21 protein-coding genes, 1 tRNA gene, 1 rRNA gene, 1 pseudogene and 1 riboswitch are annotated in these 24,930 nt (G+C 46.6%); of the genes and pseudogenes, 6 read left to right on the plus strand and 18 right to left on the minus strand.

Annotated elements, in window-relative coordinates:
• Positions 1-114: 114 nt before the first annotated feature.
• Positions 115-190 (minus strand) — tRNA-Glu (locus KHO06_RS16070).
• A gap of 90 nt (positions 191-280) precedes the next feature.
• A 16S ribosomal RNA gene (locus KHO06_RS16075) occupies positions 281-1,833 on the minus strand.
• A gap of 555 nt (positions 1,834-2,388) precedes the next feature.
• Here KHO06_RS16075 and KHO06_RS16080 point away from each other — a divergent pair.
• Positions 2,389-2,844: an RNA-binding protein gene (locus tag KHO06_RS16080; protein ID WP_212582484.1), complete on the plus strand. Its 456-nt coding sequence runs from the start codon at positions 2,389-2,391 to the stop codon at positions 2,842-2,844.
• Here KHO06_RS16080 and murI read toward each other — a convergent pair.
• The 3 genes from murI to KHO06_RS16095 form a co-directional block, all read right to left on the minus strand.
• Positions 2,807-3,613 (minus strand): glutamate racemase, encoded by an 807-nt coding sequence (gene murI, locus KHO06_RS16085; RefSeq protein ID WP_045381901.1) that lies wholly within the window; start codon positions 3,611-3,613, stop codon positions 2,807-2,809. The two genes, KHO06_RS16080 and murI, sit on opposite strands and share 38 nt — an antisense overlap.
• Before the next feature lie 40 nt (positions 3,614-3,653).
• The gene (locus KHO06_RS16090; protein WP_212581865.1) at positions 3,654-4,337 is read right to left on the minus strand and encodes an adenine nucleotide alpha hydrolase; all 684 of its coding nucleotides are present in this window, start codon (positions 4,335-4,337) and stop codon (positions 3,654-3,656) included.
• Between the two features lie 82 nt (positions 4,338-4,419).
• Entirely contained in the window at positions 4,420-6,294 is a 1,875-nt protein-coding gene (locus KHO06_RS16095; protein WP_212581866.1) for a TonB-dependent receptor, read from the minus strand.
• Between the two features lie 57 nt (positions 6,295-6,351).
• A riboswitch (cobalamin riboswitch) is annotated at positions 6,352-6,553 on the minus strand.
• 184 nt (positions 6,554-6,737) lie between these two features.
• Here KHO06_RS16095 and trmA point away from each other — a divergent pair.
• Positions 6,738-7,847 (plus strand): tRNA (uridine(54)-C5)-methyltransferase TrmA, encoded by a 1,110-nt coding sequence (gene trmA, locus KHO06_RS16100; RefSeq protein WP_005430906.1) that lies wholly within the window; start codon positions 6,738-6,740, stop codon positions 7,845-7,847.
• Between the two features lie 65 nt (positions 7,848-7,912).
• Here trmA and KHO06_RS16105 read toward each other — a convergent pair whose 3' ends face one another.
• Positions 7,913-8,278, minus strand: coding sequence for a YijD family membrane protein (locus KHO06_RS16105; RefSeq protein WP_005430908.1), 366 nt, complete (start codon positions 8,276-8,278; stop codon positions 7,913-7,915).
• Entirely contained in the window at positions 8,278-8,919 is a 642-nt protein-coding gene (gene fabR, locus KHO06_RS16110; protein WP_005430912.1) for an HTH-type transcriptional repressor FabR, read from the minus strand. The genes KHO06_RS16105 and fabR overlap by 1 nt, the downstream gene beginning before the upstream one ends.
• A gap of 261 nt (positions 8,920-9,180) precedes the next feature.
• Here fabR and sthA point away from each other — a divergent pair, with 261 nt between their 5' ends.
• Entirely contained in the window at positions 9,181-10,611 is a 1,431-nt protein-coding gene (gene sthA, locus KHO06_RS16115; RefSeq protein ID WP_012126563.1) for a Si-specific NAD(P)(+) transhydrogenase, read from the plus strand.
• A gap of 68 nt (positions 10,612-10,679) precedes the next feature.
• On the opposite strand, the gene dinF is transcribed toward sthA, so the two are convergent.
• The 3 genes from dinF to lexA form a co-directional block, all read right to left on the minus strand.
• Positions 10,680-12,023: an MATE family efflux transporter DinF gene (gene dinF, locus KHO06_RS16120; protein WP_212581867.1), complete on the minus strand. Its 1,344-nt coding sequence runs from the start codon at positions 12,021-12,023 to the stop codon at positions 10,680-10,682.
• 55 nt (positions 12,024-12,078) lie between these two features.
• Entirely contained in the window at positions 12,079-12,873 is a 795-nt protein-coding gene (locus KHO06_RS16125) for a class I SAM-dependent methyltransferase (RefSeq protein WP_038890520.1), read from the minus strand.
• 212 nt (positions 12,874-13,085) lie between these two features.
• The gene (gene lexA, locus KHO06_RS16130) at positions 13,086-13,706 is read right to left on the minus strand and encodes a transcriptional repressor LexA (RefSeq protein ID WP_005438488.1); all 621 of its coding nucleotides are present in this window, start codon (positions 13,704-13,706) and stop codon (positions 13,086-13,088) included.
• 368 nt (positions 13,707-14,074) lie between these two features.
• On the opposite strand from lexA, the gene plsB reads away from it, so the two are divergent.
• On the plus strand, positions 14,075-16,501 hold the full coding sequence (plsB, locus tag KHO06_RS16135; RefSeq protein WP_045372298.1) for a glycerol-3-phosphate 1-O-acyltransferase PlsB: 2,427 nt from the start codon (positions 14,075-14,077) through the stop codon (positions 16,499-16,501).
• An 88-nt stretch (positions 16,502-16,589) separates the two neighbouring features.
• Here plsB and ubiA read toward each other — a convergent pair whose 3' ends face one another.
• Together ubiA and KHO06_RS16145 are read right to left on the minus strand one after the other, a co-directional pair.
• Positions 16,590-17,444: a 4-hydroxybenzoate octaprenyltransferase gene (gene ubiA / locus KHO06_RS16140; protein ID WP_005430916.1), complete on the minus strand. Its 855-nt coding sequence runs from the start codon at positions 17,442-17,444 to the stop codon at positions 16,590-16,592.
• Entirely contained in the window at positions 17,445-17,984 is a 540-nt protein-coding gene (locus KHO06_RS16145; protein ID WP_172840916.1) for a chorismate lyase, read from the minus strand.
• A 153-nt stretch (positions 17,985-18,137) separates the two neighbouring features.
• Here KHO06_RS16145 and KHO06_RS16150 point away from each other — a divergent pair, with 153 nt between their 5' ends.
• Complete coding sequence (locus tag KHO06_RS16150; protein WP_005535662.1) at positions 18,138-18,548, plus strand: flagellar basal body-associated protein FliL; 411 nt, start codon at positions 18,138-18,140, stop codon at positions 18,546-18,548.
• Between the two features lie 106 nt (positions 18,549-18,654).
• On the opposite strand, the gene glpG is transcribed toward KHO06_RS16150, so the two are convergent.
• The 6 genes and pseudogenes from glpG to ftsY form a co-directional block, all read right to left on the minus strand.
• Positions 18,655-19,497 carry a rhomboid family intramembrane serine protease GlpG gene (gene glpG, locus KHO06_RS16155; RefSeq protein ID WP_005430922.1) on the minus strand — a complete coding sequence of 281 codons (843 nt, stop codon included), beginning with the start codon at positions 19,495-19,497 and terminating at the stop codon, positions 18,655-18,657.
• On the minus strand, positions 19,497-19,817 hold the full coding sequence (glpE, locus tag KHO06_RS16160) for a thiosulfate sulfurtransferase GlpE (protein ID WP_010650540.1): 321 nt from the start codon (positions 19,815-19,817) through the stop codon (positions 19,497-19,499). The genes glpG and glpE overlap by 1 nt, the downstream gene beginning before the upstream one ends.
• Positions 19,818-20,230: 413 nt before the next feature.
• A complete protein-coding gene (rpoH, locus tag KHO06_RS16165) occupies positions 20,231-21,088 on the minus strand; it encodes an RNA polymerase sigma factor RpoH (protein WP_005535656.1) in 858 nt (285 codons plus the stop codon).
• Positions 21,089-21,263: 175 nt separating this feature from the next.
• The gene (ftsX, locus tag KHO06_RS16170; RefSeq protein WP_212581868.1) at positions 21,264-22,232 is read right to left on the minus strand and encodes a permease-like cell division protein FtsX; all 969 of its coding nucleotides are present in this window, start codon (positions 22,230-22,232) and stop codon (positions 21,264-21,266) included.
• The gene (gene ftsE, locus KHO06_RS16175) at positions 22,222-22,896 is read right to left on the minus strand and encodes a cell division ATP-binding protein FtsE (RefSeq protein WP_212581869.1); all 675 of its coding nucleotides are present in this window, start codon (positions 22,894-22,896) and stop codon (positions 22,222-22,224) included. The genes ftsX and ftsE overlap by 11 nt, the downstream gene beginning before the upstream one ends.
• 22 nt (positions 22,897-22,918) lie before the next feature.
• Positions 22,919-24,079, minus strand: a pseudogene (ftsY, locus tag KHO06_RS16180) (signal recognition particle-docking protein FtsY); the annotation flags it as partial.
• A 230-nt stretch (positions 24,080-24,309) separates the two neighbouring features.
• Here ftsY and rsmD point away from each other — a divergent pair.
• A complete protein-coding gene (gene rsmD / locus KHO06_RS16185) occupies positions 24,310-24,909 on the plus strand; it encodes a 16S rRNA (guanine(966)-N(2))-methyltransferase RsmD (RefSeq protein WP_045372311.1) in 600 nt (199 codons plus the stop codon).
• The last annotated feature ends 21 nt before the right edge of the window (positions 24,910-24,930 follow it).

Here is a 24,930-nt window from a genome sequence, read left to right on the forward strand (position 1 = left end):
ACTTTACAAACAAACTTAAAAGTTTGTTTTGTCAGCTTTCCAAATTGTTAAAGAGCTAATCACTTCTTATGAAGTAACCATTTTTAAAAACTCTCAAGAGAGAATGTTTAAAGATGGTATCCCGTAGGGGAGTCGAACCCCTGTTACCGCCGTGAAAGGGCGGTGTCCTAGGCCTCTAGACGAACGGGACACTAAGTTGAACATCTTGGGAGATGTTCTATCTCTTTACTTTATAAACCGTATCAATCTGTGTGGACACTCATCGTGAGTAATCATCGTATAAGGAGGTGATCCAGCGCCAGGTTCCCCTAGCGCTACCTTGTTACGACTTCACCCCAGTCATGAACCACAAAGTGGTAAGCGTCCTCCCGAAGGTTAAACTACCTACTTCTTTTGCAGCCCACTCCCATGGTGTGACGGGCGGTGTGTACAAGGCCCGGGAACGTATTCACCGTGGCATTCTGATCCACGATTACTAGCGATTCCGACTTCACGGAGTCGAGTTGCAGACTCCGATCCGGACTACGACGCACTTTTTGGGATTCGCTCACTCTCGCAAGTTGGCCGCCCTCTGTATGCGCCATTGTAGCACGTGTGTAGCCCTACTCGTAAGGGCCATGATGACTTGACGTCGTCCCCACCTTCCTCCGGTTTATCACCGGCAGTCTCCCTGGAGTTCCCGACATTACTCGCTGGCAAACAAGGATAAGGGTTGCGCTCGTTGCGGGACTTAACCCAACATTTCACAACACGAGCTGACGACAGCCATGCAGCACCTGTCTCAGAGTTCCCGAAGGCACCAATCCATCTCTGGAAAGTTCTCTGGATGTCAAGAGTAGGTAAGGTTCTTCGCGTTGCATCGAATTAAACCACATGCTCCACCGCTTGTGCGGGCCCCCGTCAATTCATTTGAGTTTTAATCTTGCGACCGTACTCCCCAGGCGGTCTACTTAACGCGTTAGCTCCGAAAGCCACGGCTCAAGGCCACAACCTCCAAGTAGACATCGTTTACGGCGTGGACTACCAGGGTATCTAATCCTGTTTGCTCCCCACGCTTTCGCATCTGAGTGTCAGTATCTGTCCAGGGGGCCGCCTTCGCCACCGGTATTCCTTCAGATCTCTACGCATTTCACCGCTACACCTGAAATTCTACCCCCCTCTACAGTACTCTAGTCTGCCAGTTTCAAATGCAATTCCGAGGTTGAGCCCCGGGCTTTCACATCTGACTTAACAAACCACCTGCATGCGCTTTACGCCCAGTAATTCCGATTAACGCTCGCACCCTCCGTATTACCGCGGCTGCTGGCACGGAGTTAGCCGGTGCTTCTTCTGTCGCTAACGTCAAATAATGCAGCTATTAACTACACTACCTTCCTCACGACTGAAAGTGCTTTACAACCCGAAGGCCTTCTTCACACACGCGGCATGGCTGCATCAGGCTTGCGCCCATTGTGCAATATTCCCCACTGCTGCCTCCCGTAGGAGTCTGGACCGTGTCTCAGTTCCAGTGTGGCTGATCATCCTCTCAGACCAGCTAGGGATCGTCGCCTTGGTGAGCCCTTACCTCACCAACTAGCTAATCCCACCTAGGCATATCCTGACGCGAGAGGCCCGAAGGTCCCCCTCTTTGGCCCGTAGGCATTATGCGGTATTAGCCATCGTTTCCAATGGTTATCCCCCACATCAGGGCAATTTCCTAGGCATTACTCACCCGTCCGCCGCTCGACGCCGTTATCGTTCCCCGAAGGTTCAGATAACTCGTTTCCGCTCGACTTGCATGTGTTAGGCCTGCCGCCAGCGTTCAATCTGAGCCATGATCAAACTCTTCAATTTAAGATTTTGTCGGCTCAATGAATACTGAACATTACATAAAGTAATGTTTGAATTGACTGTGCTGAATCTTTCGATTCAATGGTCACTTCGTATCATTGAAACCTAATTTGAAACCGAAGCTTCTAATTGGATTATCATCAACGAGTGCCCACACAGATTGATAGGTTCTTATTTTTAAAGAGCTTTTCTAACATTTTCAGCAACTTAGTTGCTCGTCGTTAGGGGTGCGTATCTTACTTCACACCGTGAGAGAGTCAAGCATTTTTTTCAAATTCTTTTTTCTCTCTTCCCGACTCGCTGTGTGACTTTCGTCTCACTCCGTGTCGGTGGATGCGCAGTATAGGGAATCCAGAAATGAGCGCAACCCTTTTTTTGAAAAAAACTTACCAAGCGGTCACTAATCCATCAAATGCGTTATATCTGCATATTTCTTCGTCACATTTGAGACATATCACAGCAATTGGTTGGAAAAACACCAACCATATACGTAAGATCCATGTGTCTATTTTGTTAATAGGCAGACAATCTCTTTATCATCTATATGTAGTAATCAAAATGACGTCTAAAAAAAATCTGACTTTGTGTGCTGGGTTGGCGGTCATTGGGGGAATCATCTTCTCTCAGTTACCTGTGCCACCTGCCTTGAGCTTTGTTATCGGTGTTATCGCTACTGCTTTTCTTTTTTCACTTTCTAGCAAAACACCTGTTCTTCAATCTTCGGATTCCGATCCTTCAACTAAAACGCTGTATGTCGGCAACCTTCCTTATAAGGCTAATGAGAGTCACGTTCGTGATTTGTTTGCTGGGTACGGACAGGTTTACGCGGTACGCTTAATGAAAGATAAGCGTACAGGTAAAAGAAGAGGGTTTGGTTTCGTAGTGATGGCAGCGGCAGATGCAAAACCTGCTATCGCTAAACTTAATGAGAAGGAATATATGGAGCGTACGCTTAAAGTGCGTATTGCAAACGACCCTAAACACCCGGAAGGCGGTAAACCTGAACAGGATTAAAGCCTAAGTTCGCCAAACAGGTATTCAGTGCATCTTCTTGCCAAGGAGGTGCACTGGCATAAATCTTCTTACTCCCCTCTTCTCTACTCTCTTGCTTCATGTCATTAAGCAATAATGCTTTCACACGACGCGCAATGGCTTCACCCGAATCAACTAACGTTACTTCACCACCCAATGCTTGATGTATTTCTTCTTTGATTAGAGGGAAGTGAGTACAGCCCAGTACTGCGACATCTACTTTATTACGCAGTGGGAGAAGAATGCTTTCCAGCTCTGAAAGAGAAATACTTTCACCACGCAGCTTTTCTTCTGCCATATCCACTAGTCGAGTCGAGCCTAATAACTCGACAGGTTTACCTTGAGCAAAGTCGCGAATCAGTTCATGGGTATATTGACGAGTCACGGTCGCTGGCGTAGCAATTAGCCCAACGCCTTGAGAAGCAAGTAGTGATGCCGGCTTTATCGCAGGAACTACACCAACAACTGGGATAGATAGATTAGCACGCAGTGAAGGCAGCACTATGGTACTTGCGGTATTGCAAGCGATGACCACGATGTCAGCTTGATGCTCTTCGACCAACGCTGCCACCAGCTTATTAACGCGAGTAATCAACACATCTTGATCGAGCTCACCATACGGGTAGGCTTCGTTATCGAACAGATACAAGTAATCCATATGTGGCAGAAGTCGGTGGATTTCTTGGAAGACCGATAACCCTCCGACACCGGAATCAAACACTAGGACTTTTTTCTTACTTGATGCTCGCACGAGTCTTACCTGCAAATTAGAGACTCGGCGATCATACTGGTTAGATTTGTTTTGGCAATGCTTTGGCTTGGTATCTTTGATGACTGAATCGCTCCCCTATTTCTACTTCAAGCATAGTCAATTCTATATGTCCTTGAAATGAAGGGGTTGATGTCACCAATGTATGGAATTCTCCATTTTCTCCGCAGGGATCAATATGACCGGGGAATGACTCTATTAGTGCTTTGTCATACCAACGTCCACACCACTCCGACTGCAACACTTCTCCATCGGTCGTTACCAGCATGGTTTGAATGCCACGCTCGACAATTTCAATTGCTAACACCCTGCTCTCTTCTCCTAGCAAAGGGAAGACACACTCCCAACCAGCAGGCTCAATATAGCTACGTCGATAATCGGCGATACCATTACAAAACATATCGCCAAACGCGACCGCTTCTACATTCAGTCCACTGTTTTGTAATGCATTAACGATAATCGATTGATAAATGTCGTTACTCGGGAAGACTTCAGGCAGCTCAATAGTAATGAGTGGAAGACCAAGTAAGTCTGCCTGCATTTGCACAACCTCTAATGGCGTCGCTTGGAAAGGCACTTCTTTATCAACGTAGGTGGTGTACAAGCCAACCACCTGATAAAGCGGATTCTCGTTTAGTCGCTCCAACGTTAGCGTAGAGTCTTTGCCACTCGACCAGCTGACCACGACACGTTTTGCTTTTGTCATTAACTTTCCTCGTTACCTATTTCCACTCGGACCTGACTCACAATAAGAAAGACCGCCGATGTGGCGGTCTTATTAGATTTGATTAGAAGCGGTAGTCTGCCGAAACAAAGTACTGGCGCCCTGGTGTCGCGTAGCCCACGTACATCTCGTAATCTTTATCAAAAGCGTTGCTTAGCTTCGCGTTGATATCCCAGTTTTGGTTTACTGCGTAAGAAGCCGTAAAGTTCCATAGGCTGTAGCTAGGCAGTCTTGTGTTGCCATTAAAGCGTTCACCTTGGTAAAGGTACTGCGAGCCCAACGTCCATTGGTCAAACGTCGCATAAGCGTTCCACTTAGCACCACGCTTAGAGCGGTATGCTAGCTGGGTATCTTCTGCACCAGACTTATCGACAGGGTCTTTATAATCTAGGTAGAACTCATGAGATACGATATCTGTATCGAGTTTCACTTCTAGTTCGACACCCTTGATCTCGGCTTCACCCACGTTTTGCATGCCAAAGCCTTCCCAAATCAACATGTTTTCAATTTGGTTGTAGTAACCCGTCACCGTCCAATCAACAATCGATACAGCACCAGATAGCGACAGCTCGGTATTTTCTGATTCTTCTGGTTTTAGGTTTGGCATTTCGTAGCCTGGGTAATACAAATCAACAAAGCTCGGCGCACGGAAAGCAGTACCATGGCTCAGGGTTAACTCATAACCTTCGTAAAAACTCCAACCCGCCGCAGTTTGCCACGTGGTGTTGTTACCAAACTGATTGTTGTCGTCATTACGTACACTTGCTTCTAACGTCCATACGTCATAAGCGTATTGAGCAATGGCGCTTATACCAAAGTTGGTTCTTGGGTTCTTGTCTGGATCGTAACTCTGGGAAGGTCCCCAATCACTTGGCGCAATGTAGCCCTTAGCGAGCTTTTCTGTGCGGTAGTCCAAACCACCACCAACGCTCAACTCTTCGTTTACGCTGTACGAGTTCAACCAAATCGCATTGAACTGCTCAATAGCAACGTGATCGCCGGTTGATTTGCTTTGACCTGATTTATGGTCATAGTTGTCTTGTTGGCCGTAAGCCAGTTTCAATTCAGATGAGTAAACGTCTTTGTTGTATTCCAACGACAGATCGGCGCCTACATACTCTACTTCACCGGTTTTCTTCTCGTGCTTATCAACCGTGCCCCATGCAGGATTACCATAGCTACTGTTGTCGTAGTCGTACTCATTGTTATAAGCACTCACCCCAACATAACCAGATAAGTTGTCAGAAAAGTTTTGTTGGTAACCTAACTTCAGGTTGAGCGTTTCAAAGCCGTGCTCATCGCCATCATTTACACCCGGCAACGGTTTCACATTAAAACCATCTGTTTTCTCGTAACCGAGCACGCCCTTAAAGTGTTTTCCGTCACCTACCGGCTTAGAGACAACAAACGTCCCTTTCTTGTGGTTATCCGACCCATAGCCTGCCGATACACGGCTCGCGTCATTATCAATGTCTGCACGAGTAATAATGTTGATTACACCAGAAATCGCTTCTGAGCCATAAATAGAAGCACGCGCACCACGAATGTAGTCGATACGCTCTATAGAGTTGATTGGAAACTGATTAAAATCGACGCCGCCCATAATCGCACGAGGCATACGAACCCCATCGACTAAAACAAGAACTTGGGATGAACTACCACCTCGCACATAAATAGAGGCGGATTGACCACGTCCACCGTACTGGGCAACTTCAACACTCGGTAGTGTACGGAACACATCAAACAGACTGTTTGCTTGCAGGCGCTCAATATCTTCTTTAGTGACCGTAACGGTTTGTGCGAGAACCGCACCATCAATTTGCTGGAATCGGTTTGCGGTAACCACAACCGTTTCGTCTGCAGAGGCTTCTTGGGCCTGTAAATAAAAGGTAGGTGAAAGCAGCGATGCACACGTGATCGCAAGAAGTGTTTTTCTCATTGTATTGTCCTAAATCGCGTAATTCCTACCGAGCCCTACTCATATTGAGCAGTCCAGTGCTGTGGCTCAGTTGCTGGCAGGTATTCGGACTTAAGAGCGAGATTACATCACCTACTTGCTCGACTTCCCACATAAACTAATGCAGTGTCTTGTTGAGCGTTCGTTCTCTTTTACCGCTGCGCGTCAGTTCTGGATTTCCACCAGATTCCCATTTCAGCCATCTAGATTGCTAGATAGCACCAGCTTGGGGCAAATACTATTAAGCTATTGATTATTTGTCCAGCCAATATTACCCCTGACAATTGTAACGATTTGGTTCATTGGTGTATCAACTGACACAGAACACACTATCTTTAAATCAATTAGGGTACAAAACTGGACATCCTATTGAGATTGAATAAAATCTGCGCTCTTAAATTGAATGCACCATAAAAGGTAAGATCATGGCTACTCTTGATGTAAACCCACAACGCTACCAAGAACAACTGGCTGAAAAAGTCGAACGTCTGAACGATATGTTCGCGCCATACAACGTGCCAGAACTGGAAGTGTTTGAATCACCAGAGCAGCACTACCGCATGCGTGCTGAGTTCCGTGTTTGGCATGAAGGTGAAGACCTTTACTACATCATGTTCAACCAAGAAACTCGTGAGAAATACCGCGTTGACCAATTCCCAGCAGCAAGCCGTCTGATCAACGACCTGATGCCACTATTGGTTGAAGCGATGAAAGACAACGAATCGCTACGTCGTAAACTTTTCCAAGTGGACTTCCTATCAACGCTCAGCGGAGAGATTCTGGTTTCACTGCTTTACCATCGCCAGCTTGATGAAGAGTGGATTGAAAACGCGAAAGCCCTTAAGCAGCGTTTGAATGATGAAGGCTTCAACCTAAACATCATTGGTCGTGCTCGTAAGATGAAGATTGTCTTAGACCGCGACTACGTGATCGAGAAGCTAGACGTAAATGGCCAGAGCTACATCTACCAACAAGTTGAAAACAGCTTTACTCAGCCAAACGGCAAAGTCGCAGAGAAGATGTTGGAATGGGCGGTTGACTGTACTCAAGAAAGTACGGGTGACCTACTAGAGCTTTACTGTGGTAACGGTAACTTCTCTCTGGCGTTGGCTCAAAACTTTGATCGCGTACTTGCAACAGAACTAGCGAAGCCATCTGTGGTTTCTGCGCAATACAACATTGCAGCGAACGAGATTGACAACGTACAAATCCTACGTCTATCAGCAGAAGAATTTACTCAAGCAATCGAAGGTAAGCGTGAATTCCGTCGTCTACAAGATGCAGGCGTGGATCTGAAGAGCTACAACTGCAATACGATTTTTGTCGATCCACCACGCTCTGGTATGGATGTCGACACTTGTAAAATGGTGCAAGGTTACGAGCGCATCATGTACATCTCTTGTAACCCAGATACTCTGAAAGAGAACTTGGACATTCTATGTGAAACCCACAATGTGACGCGTTTTGCTCTGTTTGACCAGTTCCCTTACACACACCACATGGAAGCAGGTGTACTGTTGGAACGTAAAGCGTAATCCACCAGCCTCAGGCATAAAAAAAGCGAGCTCAATGGCTCGCTTTTTTGTTGGATTCGTTTTGCTTATTCAGCGGTGGTCTTCTTTTCCATGAAACCCAGTTTCTTACCGATCCACGCTAGGAGAATCATTGAAACCAGAATTGCGAAGAAGTTAGAGCCTGCTTCTGGGTATTGCGCTTTGATAAACGCAGAGTGACCAAATGCACCCACGAAGAAACACGCCAGACCAACAAGTGGGATATCTTCTGATACTGGGTTGTTAAGATATTCTTGGTAAAGCGCCTGTACAGCTAGCACGAGTGCAATCAGAGGGAAGATGGAAAAAGACACTTCGCTCATGGTCAACCATGACAACAAAGCATCACCACACATACCTGCAACCAGTGCCAAAATCAGCGTTTTCTTTTCAGATTTATTTCCATTCGACATTATTCTATTCCGCCTTTTAATCGGTTACGTTCACGTTCTTTGCGATACCAATAGGCCCCTTTGGCTATCATTCGCAATTGCATGATCAATCGCTCGGCGAGTTCATCGCGCTCACGTCGATCTAAATCTAAAGCTTCTGCACCGGAGCTAAACACCAAAGTGACCGACGCCTCAGCTTGAGTAAACGCCTCTTCTTTGGTCATGCCCGTGCTCATTAAGTACTCAGTTAATTCTGCCGCAAAATGCTGAATTTCTCGAGCGACGGCAGTACGAAATTCAGAAGAAGTGCCAGAGCGCTCACGCAACAATAAGCGGAAAACGTTAGGACTACTTTCAATGAATTCCATGAAGGTTTCAACTGAAGTTCGAATCACACTGCCTTCTTTAACAATACGCTGACGCGCTTGGCGCATCAGTTGGCGTAACAATAAACCGCCTTCATCCACCATGGTTAAGCCCAGCTCATCCATGTCTTTGAAGTGACGGTAAAAAGAAGTTGGTGCAATCCCTGCCTCTCGGGCAACCTCACGCAAGCTGAGATTGGAAAAGCTGCGATCCGCACTGAGTTGATTAAATGCCGCATCGATCAACGATCGACGTGTTTTTTCTTTTTGCTGCGCGCGGATTCCCATCGATTTCATTCTTTAACTTGCTCTTTTTCTATTGGGTACGAGAGCTTCAATATAACGCATATCGCCCCCACGTATAAAGCGACGTTATCTACCGGTAAGCGGCGAGCACGTTACTATTGCCATGCATCCAATTGCAATATTCTCGCTTCAAATAGTAGACATGCAGCATGCCAATTAGTTCTTTTGGGCGATTCTGCGTGATCACTTCCACTCTCTAGCAGGCATGACATGTTCCCAATAGAGTAAATGAGTTAAAATCCCGCTACAGCAATGTTAAGCAAATATAACAAGGAAGACATCATGGCGCATGCTAATCACTATGACGTGATCGTAATTGGTAGTGGCCCGGGCGGTGAAGGGGCGGCAATGGGATTGACCAAAGCCGGACTGAATGTCGCTATCGTAGAGAAGGAAAGCAGTGTTGGTGGCGGTTGTACGCACTGGGGAACCATACCATCCAAAGCATTGCGTCACGCGGTTAGCCGTATCATCGAATTCAATAGCAACCCTCTATTCTGTCGTAATAACACCAGCCTTCATGCAACATTTTCTGACATTTTAGGTCATGCGAAATCGGTCATTGATAAGCAAACTCGACTTCGTCAGGGCTTTTATGACCGCAATTCATGCACACTGTTGTTTGGTACTGCGCGCTTTATCGATAACTACTCCATCGCGGTGATGCAAAGTGATGGGACGGAAGAAGTGTACTCAGCGGATAAGTTTGTTATCGCCACGGGCTCTCGTCCATATCAACCAAATGATGTCGACTTCTTGCATGAACGCATCTACGACAGTGACTCTATCTTGAGCCTGAAACACGACCCTCGCCACATCATCATTTACGGTGCGGGTGTAATTGGTTGTGAATACGCATCAATCTTCCGTGGTCTAGGTGTGAAGACCGACTTGATTAACACTCGCGACCGTCTGCTCTCCTTCCTAGATAACGAAGTCTCAGATGCATTGTCTTACCACTTCTGGAACAGTGGCGTGGTAATTCGTAACGATGAAACGTTCGAGAAAATCGAAGGCACAGAAGATGGTGTTATCGTGCATCTTCAATCTGGCAAGAAGATGAAAGCCGACTGCCTACTGTATGCCAACGGTCGAACGGGTAACACAGACAAACTCAACTTACCTGCGGTTGGACTTGAAGGTGATTCGCGCGGACAGCTCAAAGTGGATGGTAACTACCGTACAGAGGTGGAACACATCTACGCCGTCGGTGATGTGATTGGCTACCCTAGCCTAGCGAGTGCAGCGTATGACCAAGGTCGTTTCGTGGCACAAGCCATCACTAAAGGACAAGCTGACGGTAATCTGATTGATGACATCCCAACGGGTATCTACACCATTCCAGAAATCAGCTCAGTAGGTAAAACCGAGCAAGAACTGACTGCGGCGAAAGTGCCTTACGAAGTGGGACGCTCTTCGTTCAAGCATCTCGCTCGAGCACAGATTGCAGGTAAAGACATCGGCAGTTTGAAAATCCTATTCCATCGTGAAACCAAAGAGATTCTTGGTATTCATTGCTTTGGTGAGCGCGCGGCGGAAATCATCCACATCGGTCAGGCCATCATGGAACAAAAAGGTGAAGCCAATACGATTGAATACTTCGTCAATACCACCTTTAACTATCCGACGATGGCAGAAGCGTATCGCGTAGCGGCACTGAACGGTTTGAACCGATTATTCTAATTCAATTGGGTTGCCATGATCCAAAAGCAAAAACAGCAGGTTTCGACCTGCTGTTTTTTTATGTGTAACTAGGCAAGAAAGCTTCCCTTGCGCCATTGATAGAAGAAGATAGCGCCGAGTCCAATCCCTCGCATTGCCATGAAACTGGTCATCGCAAACCACAGCGCATGGTTTTGCCAGCCAGAGAACAAAAAGAAAATCGCAAAGAAACAGCAAGTCGCTACGAACATACTGTTTCGCATGTCTCTACCTTTAGTGGCACCAACAAATATGCCATCAAACAGGAAACACCACATCGATGCTAATGGCATGACCACCAACCAAGGCAGATACACCGACGCTTGCTGCTGCACCGCTTCAATCGAAGTGATCATGGCGATCAAGTGCGATCCCGCCAAACCAAATACTGCAGTCAAACCTAAACAGATGATCAGGCTCCAAAAGAAAGTACCAATCAACGAAGCACTGAGCTGCGCTCGGTCTTTGGCACCAATCGCTTTGCCTACCATGGCTTCCATGGCATAAGCGAAACCGTCCATACCATAGGAAATCATCATCAAGAAACTCATCAATACTGCATTGGCCGCAACCACATCATCACCAAAGCTCGCGCCTTGGAAAGTCATAAAGCTAAACGTAGCTTGTAAACAGAGCGAGCGTAAGAAGATGTCACGATTGAGTTTTACGAACCGCCCTAACCCATGTTGAGTATCAGTTAGCAAACTCTTAGGTGATGGCAATTGACGTGCACGCCATGTTTTCCATACACACATCAAGCCAAACGCCATGCCTGAGTAATCAGCAATCATCGACGCTAGCGCTGCCCCTTCTACTTTCCAGCCCAAACCAATCACAAACAGTAAATCGAGCGCAATATTGGTTACGTTGGTGATGATCACCATCCACATTGGGGCTTTGGAGTTTTGCGTTCCGAGCAGCCAACCCAACAGCACAAAGTTCATCAGCGCTGCGGGCGCACTCCACACTCGAATAGAGAAATATTGCATGCCGTAGTGCTTCACTTCAGCACTGGCATCACTCCAACCAAAGATCAGATCCGCGATCGGGTTATGGGCAATAAGAAAGACTAACGCAAACAGCAGTGCCATCAGTGAGCCTTGCATAAACACCAACGCGAGTTGTTTTCGGTCCTCACCACCATAGGACTGCGCCGCTAATCCAGTAGTCGACATACGTAAAAAGCCAAGCAACCAAAACGTCACACTGATCATGGTACTGCCCAATGCAACGCCGCCCAGATACCAAGCGTGTTCAAGGTGACCGATCACCGCAGCGTCAACCAAGCCCAAGAGTGGAACAGTAATATTCGACAGCACCATAGGGATAGCGAGCGCTAACACTTGGCGATGCACTTGAGGATTCGATAAAGGAGAGAAGATAGAATTTGTCACAGGCACCTCGTTGTTTAGATCTGCGAGTGTACCTGAGTGTTTAATGCCTAGCCAATTACCACTTGATGTGAACGAGAACTGGCGTGAGGCGATGCTTCAACATTGGGATCTTATTTAGCCAACGTTGCCATGCCTTCCAGCGTGAGCAGAACCGGTCGAATGGTGAGAAAGCTTTGACCCACTGTGCCCATGGTAGCCAATGCAGTACTTGTTGTGCTGGTGCTTCAAAACCATGTGCATACGTATCTGAGCCGAGCTTCTGACCCCATTTACTTTCGGTTAGATCACCTGCTAGTACCATGCACACTTCTGCCGAAACAAAATGGCGCCCCAGAGTTTGGATAAAGGTTGCGACACGTGATTCATCACAATCGAGTAAAGCCATCTCACACAGAATCAATACTGGTGCTTTTTCGGGAATGCGTAGTTCATCTAACCAACTCATGTCTTCTACGCTGCCGCAACGATGCTCGTAACGTTCGTTTTTGTGGAACAATCGCTGACGCCAAACTAGATTCTCAGTGACATCCAGTTCAATCCAGTGACAACGACCATTGTCCAAACGGTAGAAGCGTGTATCTAAACCTGCACCAACATTGATGATCCAAGCGTCTGAGTGTTGTTGAAGAAAGTGACTGACCTGCTGATCGCACAGCTGAGTTAAGGTCACGTGCAATAGTTGCTTCTGATCGACATCACCACTAATACAATCTGGTGCCATCTTACAGCTCAAACACGCTTTTGCGGCGATTGGATCGTACACCAAACCATTGTCGACCATGCTTTCGCGGCTGCGCAAAAACAACGGTTTCAACAGATGATTGGGTACGTGATGTTGAGGCTTGGACATGGGCATTTCCTTACGCCGAAAAGAAAATGATTAAATGGATTTAGATGATAATAAATCTCAATATCACTTGCAAGTTTTTACAGCATAACCAAAATTCTTAACCGGTGGCGAGCGCAATAAGTTTGAAGGGAATGAAAACAACAATAGAAAGCTTAGAAAACACAAAGCCCAGCAGATTGCTGGGCTTTATTAGAATGCTTGAGGCAAGAAACCTACATCCAATCAGTGTTGCGGATGATGCCAACCGCCAGACCTTCAATCGTCAGGTGTTGCGACGTTAGGTCAACTTGGATTGGTGAAAATTCTTCGTTCTCTGCATGCAGCAGAACCGTAGAACCTTTGCGCTCTAGACGCTTCACCGTCACATCATCATCAACACGTGCAACCACAACTTGACCGTCGCGCACGTCTTGGGTTTTGTGCACAGCCAGCAAGTCGCCGTCCATAATACCGATGTCTTTCATACTTTCGCCATTTACGCGAAGTAGGAAGTCTGCTTTTGGTTTGAACATAGCAGGATCCACTTGGTAGTGAGACTCCACATGCTCTTGAGCCAGAATCGGCTCACCAGCAGCAACTTGACCAATCAAAGGCAGACCTTGATCGTCGTTTGCCGCATCTTCAAGTAGGATTCGGATCCCGCGAGATGCGCCTGGAATAATTTCAATCGCTTGTTTACGAGCAAGCGCTTTTAGGTGTTCTTCTGCGGCATTCGCAGAGCGGAAGCCAAGCTCACGCGCAATCTCTGCACGAGTTGGTGGCATTCCGGTGTCTTCGATTTTGCTTTTAATCAAATCGAAGACTTGTTGTTGGCGTGGCGTTAACGGCTTCATATGTCACCTGTCTTTTTATACAGTTAACTGTGAGTATATCCAGTAAATGGACAAATGAAAACCCAATTGGTTGTTTTTTAATTTATTTGCGCCAGTTTCAGATCCTACCCACAAACCTTAAGCGAACATGCGTTTTAAACACGAAACAACCAATTCGTCTAATGAAAGCAACAACCTAGGGGTTAGACTAATTTCCGCTCAATAAAATTAAAAGGTTTGACCAGTTTCTGGTATCCTTGCTGCGCTTAAAATTTATCGCCTAGGCTTATTTCTATTGCCGTATCTATTTCCTTTCCTATAGAAGATGGGGAAGCGGACGCAGAAATAAGGTTAGGCTTGTTTGAATACCTATTGAGGCTGTGAACTTTATGTCTTCTGGACAATCATTTTCACGTTCATTACTAAAACTACCTTTATCGGTAATGGTAAAGGGCACCACAATTCCATCGAATCCGATTGACGATCTCAACATCGACCTAGCGAAACCGATTGTGTACGCCTTACCGTTCCGTTCGAACGTGGATTTGCTGACACTACAAAAACAAGCTTTGAGCCTTGGTCTACCAGACCCGCTTAGCCCGCTAGAAATCAATGGCAAAAAACTGACTCGTTACGTGTTTATTGCCTCTCGTCCGACCGTGATGAGCAATGATAACGACGTACCGAGTGAGTCTGTTTCTCTATTTACTGAATTACTTGAACTGCACAAACTCGACAGTGAGCTAGACGTGCAAATGATCCCAGCAACCGTGCTTTGGGGTCGTAAGCCAGGTAAAGAAGAAAACCACAAGCCGTACCTGCAACCAATGAATGGTCCGCAAAAAGCAAAAGCGGTAATGGCAGCAGGTCGTGACTGCTTGGTGCGCTTTAGCCCAGTGGTTTCACTGCGTTACATGGCAGATTCTCACGGTACCGACAGCGCTATTGCACACAAGCTAGCGCGCGTTGCACGTATCCACTTCTCTCGTCAGAAGCTTGCGGCATCAGGTCCAAACCTGCCTCAACGCCAAGTGCTGTTTGCACGCTTAATGAAATCGCCAGCGATTGAAAAAGCGATTGAAGACGAAGCGCAAAGTAAAAACATTTCTATCGAGAAAGCACGCAAAGAAGCCCATGACATCATGGACGAGATTGCAGCGGACTTCTCGTATGGCTTAGTGAAGAACGGCGATCGTATTCTTGGCTGGCTGTGGACCAAGCTGTACCAAGGTCTGCACATCAACAACGCTTCGACCGTTCGTCGCTTAGCGCAAGATGGTCATGAGATCGTGTACGTGCCATGTCACCGCAGTCACATGGACTACCTACTGCTTTCTTATGTTCTATACCATGAAGGTATGGTGCCACCGCACATTGCTGCGGGTATTAACCTAAACTTCTTTCCGGCGGGTCCAATCTTCCGTCGTGGTGGTGCGTTCTTTATTCGTCGTAGCTTTAAAGGCAACAAGCTATACTCCACGATTTTCCGTGAGTACCTATCAGAGCTGTTTGCTAAAGGCTACTCGGTTGAGTACTTCAGCGAAGGTGGTCGTTCACGTACTGGTCGCCTGCTTCAAGCGAAAACCGGTATGTTGGCAATGACGATTCAAGCCATGCTACGCGGTCTAAACCGTCCAGTAACGTTAGTGCCTGTCTACATCGGTTACGAGCACGTAATGGAAGTGGGTACTTACGCCAAAGAGCTTCGCGGTTCTCGCAAAGAGAAAGAGAACGCGGGTCTTGTTCTGCGTACTCTACGTAAGCTGCGCAACTTTGGCCTTGGTTACGTGAACTTCGGTGAGCCGATTCAGCTAAACCAATACCTGAATGAACACGCGCCAGAGTGGACCAAAGACATCGACCATATGGGCGGCAGCAAACCACAATGGATGAACCCTGTGGTGAACGGTCTGGCGAACAAGATGATGACGCACATTAACGATGCAGCTGCGACCAACGCTCTGACTCTATGTGCGACCGCACTATTGGCGTCTCGTCAGCGTGCGTTGTCTCGTGACTCTCTGATCAATCAGATCGAATGCTACCTGAAGCTACTTAAGAACAACCCATACTCAAGCACTTCAACGGTTCCAACAGAAACAGCTGAAGAGTTGGTGGATCACGCTATCTCACTTGATAAGTTTGTGATTGAAACTGACACTATGGGTGACATCATTTCACTGGATCGTAGCCAGTCGATTCTGATGACTTACTACCGCAACAACATCATTCACTTGTTTGCTCTCCCTTCACTGATTGCTCAGATGATTATTCGTCAGCGCAATGTGACCGTAGAGAAGATTCAAGCCAACGTCGCTCAAATCTACCCATTCCTGAAAAAAGAGCTATTCCTAAGCTACAAAGAAGAAGAATTGAACGAGCTGGTCGTGAAGATCTTGAACGAGTTCATTGAGCAGAAGATGATTTGCCAAGATGGCGACAAGCTGGAAATTAACCAGTCAAACAACCAATCATTGGTTCTGTTAGGTCGTACTATCACCGAAACACTGCAACGTTACTCTATCGCAATGAACCTACTTGTGGCAGACCAAGAACTGGGTAAATCTGACCTTGAGCAGAAGAGCCAAGATATTGCGCAGCGTTTGGGACGTCTACACGGCATCAACGCGCCAGAGTTCTTCGACAAAGGGGTATTTGCTGCAATGTTCAATACGCTGAAAGAGCAACAATACTTAGACTGTGATGGTAACTGTGATCTTGAGAAGACACAGCAATTTGCCAAACTGCTTTTTGCCTTGCTCTACCCAGAAGTGAAATTGACCATCGAAGAGAGTATCCACCAGCTGCAAGCATAATTGGCTTAAGCTCGATATTCATCTCGACTAAAAACAAAAGGCATCCAACTGGATGCCTTTTTTCTATCTGAATGTTTGTACGAAGCCGTTACCAGAAAGCGATAAGAAGACCGATCGCAATCACCATGCCCACATAGTTATTGTTGAGGAAGGCTTTAAAACACAAATCGCGCTCTCGGTGGCGAATCAAATGTTGCTGGTACACAAACAAAGAAGCAGCAACCAGAATCGTCCAGTAGTAACTTTGGCCAAGTTCATAGTGTTGGCCCAGCAGCACTAGCATCGCCAAGGTAACCAACTGCAGAACGCCAATGACCAACTTATCGTGACGACCGAACAAGATAGCTGTCGATTTGATACCAATTTTTAAGTCATCATCGCGATCGACCATCGCATATTGAGTGTCGTAGGCAATAGTCCACAAAGCGTTAATCACAAACACAAACCACACAATCCAAGGCAGTTCGCCTGTTTGCGCAGCCCACGCCATCGGAATCGCCCAGCTAAAAGCCAAGCCCAAAAACAGCTGTGGCAGATGGGTGTAACGCTTCATAAATGGATAAATGAACGCTAAAAAGATACCAGCAAAGGAGAGCTTAATCGTCAGTGGGTTCATGGTCAGCACTAGTAAGAAAGAGCTGATACCCAGAACCAAAAACAGGCCGATCGCTTCTTTCGAGGTCACTTTACCCGATGGCAAAGGACGCTGTTTGGTGCGCTTCACATGCCCATCTACTTTGCGGTCAGCAAAATCGTTAATCACACAACCAGCACTACGCATTAGGAACACGCCTAACACAAACACGATGAGTACATTCCAACTTGGCATGCCTTGGGCGGCAATCACAAGTGCCCAAACCGTCGGCCACAATAACAACAGTGAGCCAATTGGGCGGTCCATTCGCATCAGTTGCCAATATGCTTTGGCTTTTTCTGCGGACATTTACACCTTCTCCTTAGCGTAAACAGGTGAATTTGGTAAGAATAACTCAGCAACCAGCATGGGTTTGTGATTCATCCACAGTCTTGAGCGTCGCGCTAAAAAGCGCCCCTGTGGCAAATTAACCCATCCCATTTGCAGAGCATCGCGTTCAACGTTATCGGCGCTGAACACAGTTAAACCCAGCGGAATGTCTCCTTGCTGAGCTAAGTCATATTGTTGATCGACCAAGGTTGAGCGAGGAATGAGCGTGCGGCCAATGACCCAATCCGTATTGTCGCCACATAAAATCACCTCTCTCAGTAGGCAATCTTGCTCAGACAATAGCTGGCTCTCATCCTGTTTTAACGTCTTGGCAGTGACGATCTGATTGTGCAGCAATTCCACCGTTAAGTTTTGGCAATGCTGGCCTAAACGACGTGACAAAGAGCCCTGTTCTTCAAGCCAATGCTGAGCGAATTCGTTTGGGAATTCAAAATCTTCGGGGTTTTGCCACTCTACTTCCAATAAAGAAGCAAGATAGAGTGATGTCGGCTGATTCATACTAGTATTCAATTGGAGGCTTTATGCGTACAATAAAGCAACAACTTACCGTCTTATTGAAACTGTAAGTTCCGTTATTTGTTATAGACGGTCTATTGTAACAAGACTGAAGCGATTCGAATATCGCGATCCAGAGAAAGAAAAGTTAGAAATATGTACAAACGTTATATAGCCCAAATTATTTTCGCGCTAAGTCTACTTGCTTCAGCACCAAGTTGGGCAGAATCAGAAGAAGCTGCACCTAAATTAGCCTACTTTACGCTCGAACCCGATTTGACCACGAACTTTTACACCAAGGGCAACAAATTAGGTTATGTCCAAGTACGTATGGACATCATGGTGATGAGCCAACAAGACCTTGCCGTTATCGAGCACCACCAGCCGCTGATCCGCGATGCAGTGATTGAGCTTCTGGGTAAGCAAACTGAAGATACAATTAAGTCTTTGTCTGGTCGTGAAGATCTGCGCAAAACGTTGGTGAAAGAGCTCAATGAAACCTTGTTGCCAGAGACTGGCAAAACCATCATTGCTGATTTGCTGTTTACCAAATACCTTTACCAGTAGTGTGAACAGCTAAAGCTGACGAGCTCCCCCTAAGACGAGAGAAAGACAGATAAACAAAAGACCGCAGATTGGCGGTCTTTTTTGTTGGTATCCGTGCGTCATCCACTTATGAAGCTTGTTGGTATTTCTGTTTACCAGAATCAAACAGCGCAATCGCCATACCTGAAAGCAAGCCCACCAAGTGCGCCGTGTTGGCAATCGCCATAAATGGCTGAACAAAACCAAGCACTAGCCACACTAACATAAAGCCAATGATCGGTTTCGGTAGGGTCAAACCAAGATGTGGGCAACGGTAACCAAGGATCCACAAGTAACCAAGCAAGGCATAAACCACACCAGATAAACCACCAAAGTTCGCACCTTCCACGTAGAACTGGCCAGCACCAGATAGCGCGGCAGAAATCAGGAAAATTTGCAGTAACTTACCAGAACTTAAACGTCGCTCGATATCACCACCCAATTGCCACCACCACAATAGGTTGAACACGATGTGGGTAACGGAGAAGTGCAGCAATGCATGGCTGATCCAGCGCCAAAGTTGCCACTGTTGCCCTTCGAAAGCTGGGAAATGCAGCAGAGCAAACACGCCATCACCAAAACCGAACATCTGCAAAAAGTAGATAACCGTACAAACAGCCATGATCAGTAAGGTCACTGGCCCAGCTTTGGCCTTCACCATGCCCATGATACTCGGGCTGGAGTAATGAAATTTGCTCTTACGCGAATCGGCAACGTCCCACGAGGCGGCGCTGTATTTCGAAGCAGATGGATTGGCCAAGAACTGTTTAAGCTCAGCTTCGACTTCAATTTCATGCTGCGCGTCCGTCAGCCAAAGAGCAAATTGCCCCTCGCCTTCCGGCATCATTTGAATATCAATGTGGCGTGATGCCATGTAATCAATAAAAGCTTGCGCCATACGTGGATTATTTAACGTTACCAATCTCTTCATTAACTTCTCACTATCGGTAGTTCTGCTCGCTGCCAGGCTTCAAAGCCGCCATCCACACTGTACACCTGTTCAAAGCCTTGGTTAACCAAATATTGTGCCGCACCTTGGCTACTGATGCCGTGATAGCACATCACTAGGATTGGTTGTTCGAATTCCACATCGTTCATGAAAGAAACGATCGAATCGTTGGTCAAATGGAAAGCGGATTCTGCATGCGCGACAGCAAAAGATTGAGGATCACGAATATCTACAAGCTTGGCTTCACTCTGCTCGAGCAATGCTTGAGCACCCTGTACATCGATGTGTTGAAACTGGTCCATTTACTTTCTCTAAGTCGTTTGTCGTTATTGACGCCATTGTAACCTATCCAAAGCCAAACTTAGACACAGAGATAGTCAGGGCATTGAACGCTGTACATATTCGCACCATTTGTGGATAAATCTGTGGATTGCGTTGATAAAGTGTATTTGGATCCTTTGATCCACAATATGTAGTGATGATCTTGATCTAACTGTGTGTATATTCACAACTATCCCCAAGAGTAAAACTGCCTCAAAGCCTTATTTTGTCCGGCTTTCGAACAGTTAATGAATAATTACTTCACAGAGTTATGCACAGGTAGCACAGATAAATTAGATCGCAAACGCTATCGATTTTCGATCGAAAATAAAAAAGCCGAGATCACATGATCTCGGCTTTCTATGAAAATCTTACTTTAGATTAGAAGCGAAAGTTAGAACTCACCAACAGCAAGTTTCAGTTTCTTCATCGCATTCTTTTCTAGTTGACGAATACGCTCAGCAGAAACACCAAACTCATCAGCTAAGTCTTGCAGTGTCGCTTTGTCGTCGTCTAACCAACGAGAGCGAACAATACGCTGGCTGCGCTCATCTAGACTTGCTAGCGCATGGCCAAGACGGTTATTGGTGTGCGTTTCCCAGTTTGCCGCTTCAATGTTATCCGCTACATCAGACGATTTGTCTTCTAGGTAAAACATTGGGGCGGTGTACGAGTTTGAATTGTCGTCATCGTCCATTGGCATATCGAACGTAGAGTCCACTGCCGCTAAACGTGATTCCATCTCACGTACTTCTGAAGGCTCAACACCTAACTCACGAGCAACGGTTTCTACTTCACCGTTGTTGAACCAGCCTAGACGCTTCTTCGACTTACGTAGGTTGAAGAACAACTTACGTTGCGCTTTGGTGGTCGCAATCTTAACGATGCGCCAGTTACGCAGTACGTATTCATGGATCTCAGCTTTGATCCAGTGAACAGCGAAAGACACCAAACGTACACCCACTTCAGGGTTGAAACGCTTAACCGCTTTCATTAGACCGATGTTGCCCTCTTGTACTAGGTCTGCCATTGGCAAGCCGTAGCCTGAGTAGCCACGAGCAACGTGAACAACGAATCGTAGGTGTGACAAGATCAGGCCTTTCGCCGCATCTATCTCACCTTTGTAGTGTAATCGTTCTGCCAGCCCACGCTCTTCTTCTGGTGTCAGCATTGGGTAGCTGTTTACAGAACGGATATAGCTATCAAGGCTATCTTGCGTGACTAGAGCCATCGGATACGCTTCTTTTGTCATTCAATTCCTCATCAATCTCTGATCTGGAGCATTACATTGCAATTTAGCTTGGCCATCTTGAACTCAAAATGAACAAGTTTCAAGAAGGGCGAGTAATTATCCATAAACAAATTGTCTAAACAAGAGGTAAAAATTAGCTTGTGCTAATAAATTCCAACTATAAGACCTTTATCACCTAAACTGGTTCAATTTCTTTCAGGTGACGCTGCGCGGATACTCGTGCGGCGATACAGCCCAGTAAACTACCAGTGATAATTAATAGCAGAGATTCATCCCAACTCAGGCCAATTAAACGGAATTGGCTATCATAAAGCGAGGCTAGCTGCTCCACAGCATTGTTCATCACAACCGTGATTAACGCCGTAACCAGCCATGCGATGCACGCTCCCAACACACCAAACCACATGCCAGTGTAAAGGTAAGGACGCAGAATGAAGCTATCGGTCGCACCAATCAGCTTCATGGTTTGAATCTCTTCTTTGTTCGCCAGCACATTAAAGCGCAATGTATTGCCGACGATTAAAAATACAGCACCCAACATCAGTATTGTCAGGGTGATGACAATAATGCCAGCAAGGGTTTTGATGGCATCAAGGCGTGCTAGCCAGTCTTCATCAAGCCTCACGTCAGTCACATCTTGTTGCTCACGAACTTGCTTGGCAATCGACTGAATATCGCTCTTCGCCTCAGAATCAGGTGTAATTACCAAAACACCAGGTAGTGCGTAACCACTCAACAAGCTCAACGCTTGGTCAAAGCCGGCGTATTGGCTTAAATCAGATAGACCTTGTTGCGGCGAAATATATTCCACCTCTTTGACTAAAGGCCAAGTCTCAATTTGGTCTTTTAACACCATCACGCGAGCATCGGGCATGCCTTCTACTAAGTAAGCACTAACTTGCGACGGTGATGCGACATCTTGCGCTGCACTCGCCACGTTCTTACCCAGCAAGTACAAGCATGCTGGCATAGCTAATGCCACCGAAATCACGGCTAGGGTTAGAATGTTACCGAGAGGACGACGCCATAACGCGCCGAAAGAAGATTTTGCTTGTTTTGCATGGACAGAGAAAAAACCATCGGTATTTGCACGCTTGGCACTGCGACCTTTCCCTTTTTTCTGGGTGCGCTTGTTACCTACCATAGTCTTCTACCTCACTTAGGAAGCCTTGGTTCAATTCAAAATGGCGATATTGTGGGCGAGTGTTCACTAACCCGATATCGTGCGTCGCAAGCAGGATCGTTACGCCAGCACGGTTAAATTCTTCAAACAGTCGTAACACACGGTTAGACTGTTCAGGATCTAGGTTACCAGTCGGCTCATCCGCCACCAGTAAGGTTGGTCGGTTTACGACAGCGCGCGCAATACCAACACGTTGCTGTTCACCACCCGAAAGTTGGCTTGGCAAACAACGGGCTTTATCTAGCAAGCCCGTTTTATCCAACGCCGCAGAAACACGGCGTTTGATTTCGTTTTCAGAAATCGATTCGATGCGCATCGGCAGTGCAACGTTGTCGAATACACTGCGATCCATTAAGAGACGGTGATCTTGAAAAACAATCCCGATGTTGCGGCGCAAAAACGGAATGTCTTTGTTTGAGATACGAGTAATGTCATGACCATTGAAGTGGATTTTGCCATCCGTTGGTCGCTCTATCGCGCATATCAGTTTCAACAAGGTACTTTTACCTGCCCCGGAATGCCCGCCTAAAAACGCCATTTCTCCGCGTCGAAGGTGAAAGTCGACTTTCTGTAAGGCTTGTCGACCACCTCGGTAAGCTTTGCTCACTTGCTGAAATTTGATCACCGTTGATTTCCTCTAACTCTTGTTACTCTTCACGACTAAACAGAGCGTCAATGAACTCTTGAGTTTCAAATGGACGCAAGTCTTCGATGCCTTCGCCTACACCAATGTAGCGAATTGGAATTTCGAACTGATCAGCGATAGCGAAGATCACGCCACCTTTCGCTGTACCATCCAGCTTAGTCAATGTAATCCCGGTTAGAGGGGCAACATCGCTGAAAAGTTTCGCTTGGCTAATCGCATTTTGGCCTGTGCCTGCGTCTAGCGTTAGCATGATCTCGTGTGGCGCAGAGTCATCAATCTTCTTCATCACACGTACAATCTTACGTAGCTCTTCCATTAGGTTGGCTTTGTTTTGTAGGCGACCCGCCGTATCAGCAATCACAACATCGACGCCACGCGCTTTTGCCGCTTCAATCGCATCATAGATAACCGAGGCACTGTCTGCGCCAGTGTGCTGAGCAATCACAGGAACGTTGTTACGCTCGCCCCACACTTGTAGCTGCTCAACCGCTGCCGCACGGAAAGTATCACCCGCCGCAAGCATGACTTTCTTACCTTGGTTTTGGAATTGCTTAGCCAGCTTACCGATTGTGGTGGTTTTACCCACACCGTTCACGCCGACCATCAAGATAACATAAGGGGTTTTGCTGCTGTCGATTTCGAGAGGCTGTTCTACTTTCGCAAGAATTTCTGCCATCTCTTCTTTCAGCAGACCGTAAAGTGCTTCGCCATCTTTAAGATCGCCACGAGAGGCTTTTTCAGTCAGGTTGTTGATGATTTTTGTTGTGGTTTCCATACCCACATCAGCAATCAGCAGTTGTTCTTCTAGCTCTTCGAAAAGGTCATCGTCGATCTTCTTACCGCTGAACAAACCAAAGAAACCCGCACCGATGTTCGCTTTGGTTCGGCTTAGGCTGCGCTTAAGGCGAGCAAAGAAGCTCTCAGTGGGCTTTTCTTGTTCTTGAACTCGAGGCGCAACAGCTACTTGTGGCTCTTCTGCTTCTGCTTCTGCTTCTGCTTCTGCTTCTGCTTCTGCTTGCTCGACAACGTCTTCTGTGGGTTGTTGCTCGGGGGCAGGAGCTTCCGCTGCTTCTTCTTTTACTGACTCTTCAGTTGTCGGTTTTTGGCTTTGCTCTTCATCACCAAAACCTAGCCACGAAAGTAATCCGCGCTTCTTTTTTTTCCGTCATCTGGGGCTATCCTAGATTGTCTTCTTATCTATTAATGACTCTTTTCTGACAAGAATATTAACTTTACAGAAAAGGCGAATGACAAAGTTGTGAAAACTTTCCAATTAGGTGAATCTAATCTTATTAGTGTTACACTCTGTCATCTTGAATATTCTGGGCTGTATCCAAGCTCAAAGCTTGGGCGATTGGGTATAGTATCACTTTATTAGCGGTCAAAAAATCTATGGTAAGACGTCGCCAGCAAAACTCATCACAAAAAAAGCCAACAACAGGCTTTGTACGCATTATTAGTGGTTTATGGAGAGGCAGAAAGCTCCCTGTTCATGATGCAGAAGGCCTACGCCCAACCACGGATCGCGTAAAAGAAACCCTGTTTAACTGGTTAGCTCAAGATGTGCCGCAGGCGAAGTGTCTCGACTTGTTCGCCGGCTCAGGAGGTTTAGGCTTTGAATCCGCTTCGCGCCAAGCCGAACAAGTGACGATGATTGAACTAAACCCACAAGCATTTCAGCAACTGCAAAAGAATGTCGCGTCTTTGAATGCCAACAACATTCAAGTCGTGAACACCGATGCGATCAGCTTTTTACAGCAACCGGGTACGCCTCACCACGTAGTATTCATCGATCCGCCGTTTCGCAAAGGATTATTGGATGAAACCGTGACCTTGCTGGAGCAAAACGGCTGGCTTGCTGAAGATGCGATGATTTATATTGAAACTGAAAAAGAGCTGAACATTGCTGGGCTACCAGAAAACTGGCACCTGCACCGCGAGAAAACCGCAGGTCAAGTGAGTTACCGCTTGTACGAACGCTCACCAGCTTAAAGCCTCAATTTAAAAGGATAG

It is taken from the genome of Vibrio sp. B1FIG11 (assembly GCF_905175335.1).
In the GTDB taxonomy this organism is placed as follows: Bacteria; Pseudomonadota; Gammaproteobacteria; order Enterobacterales; family Vibrionaceae; genus Vibrio; species Vibrio campbellii.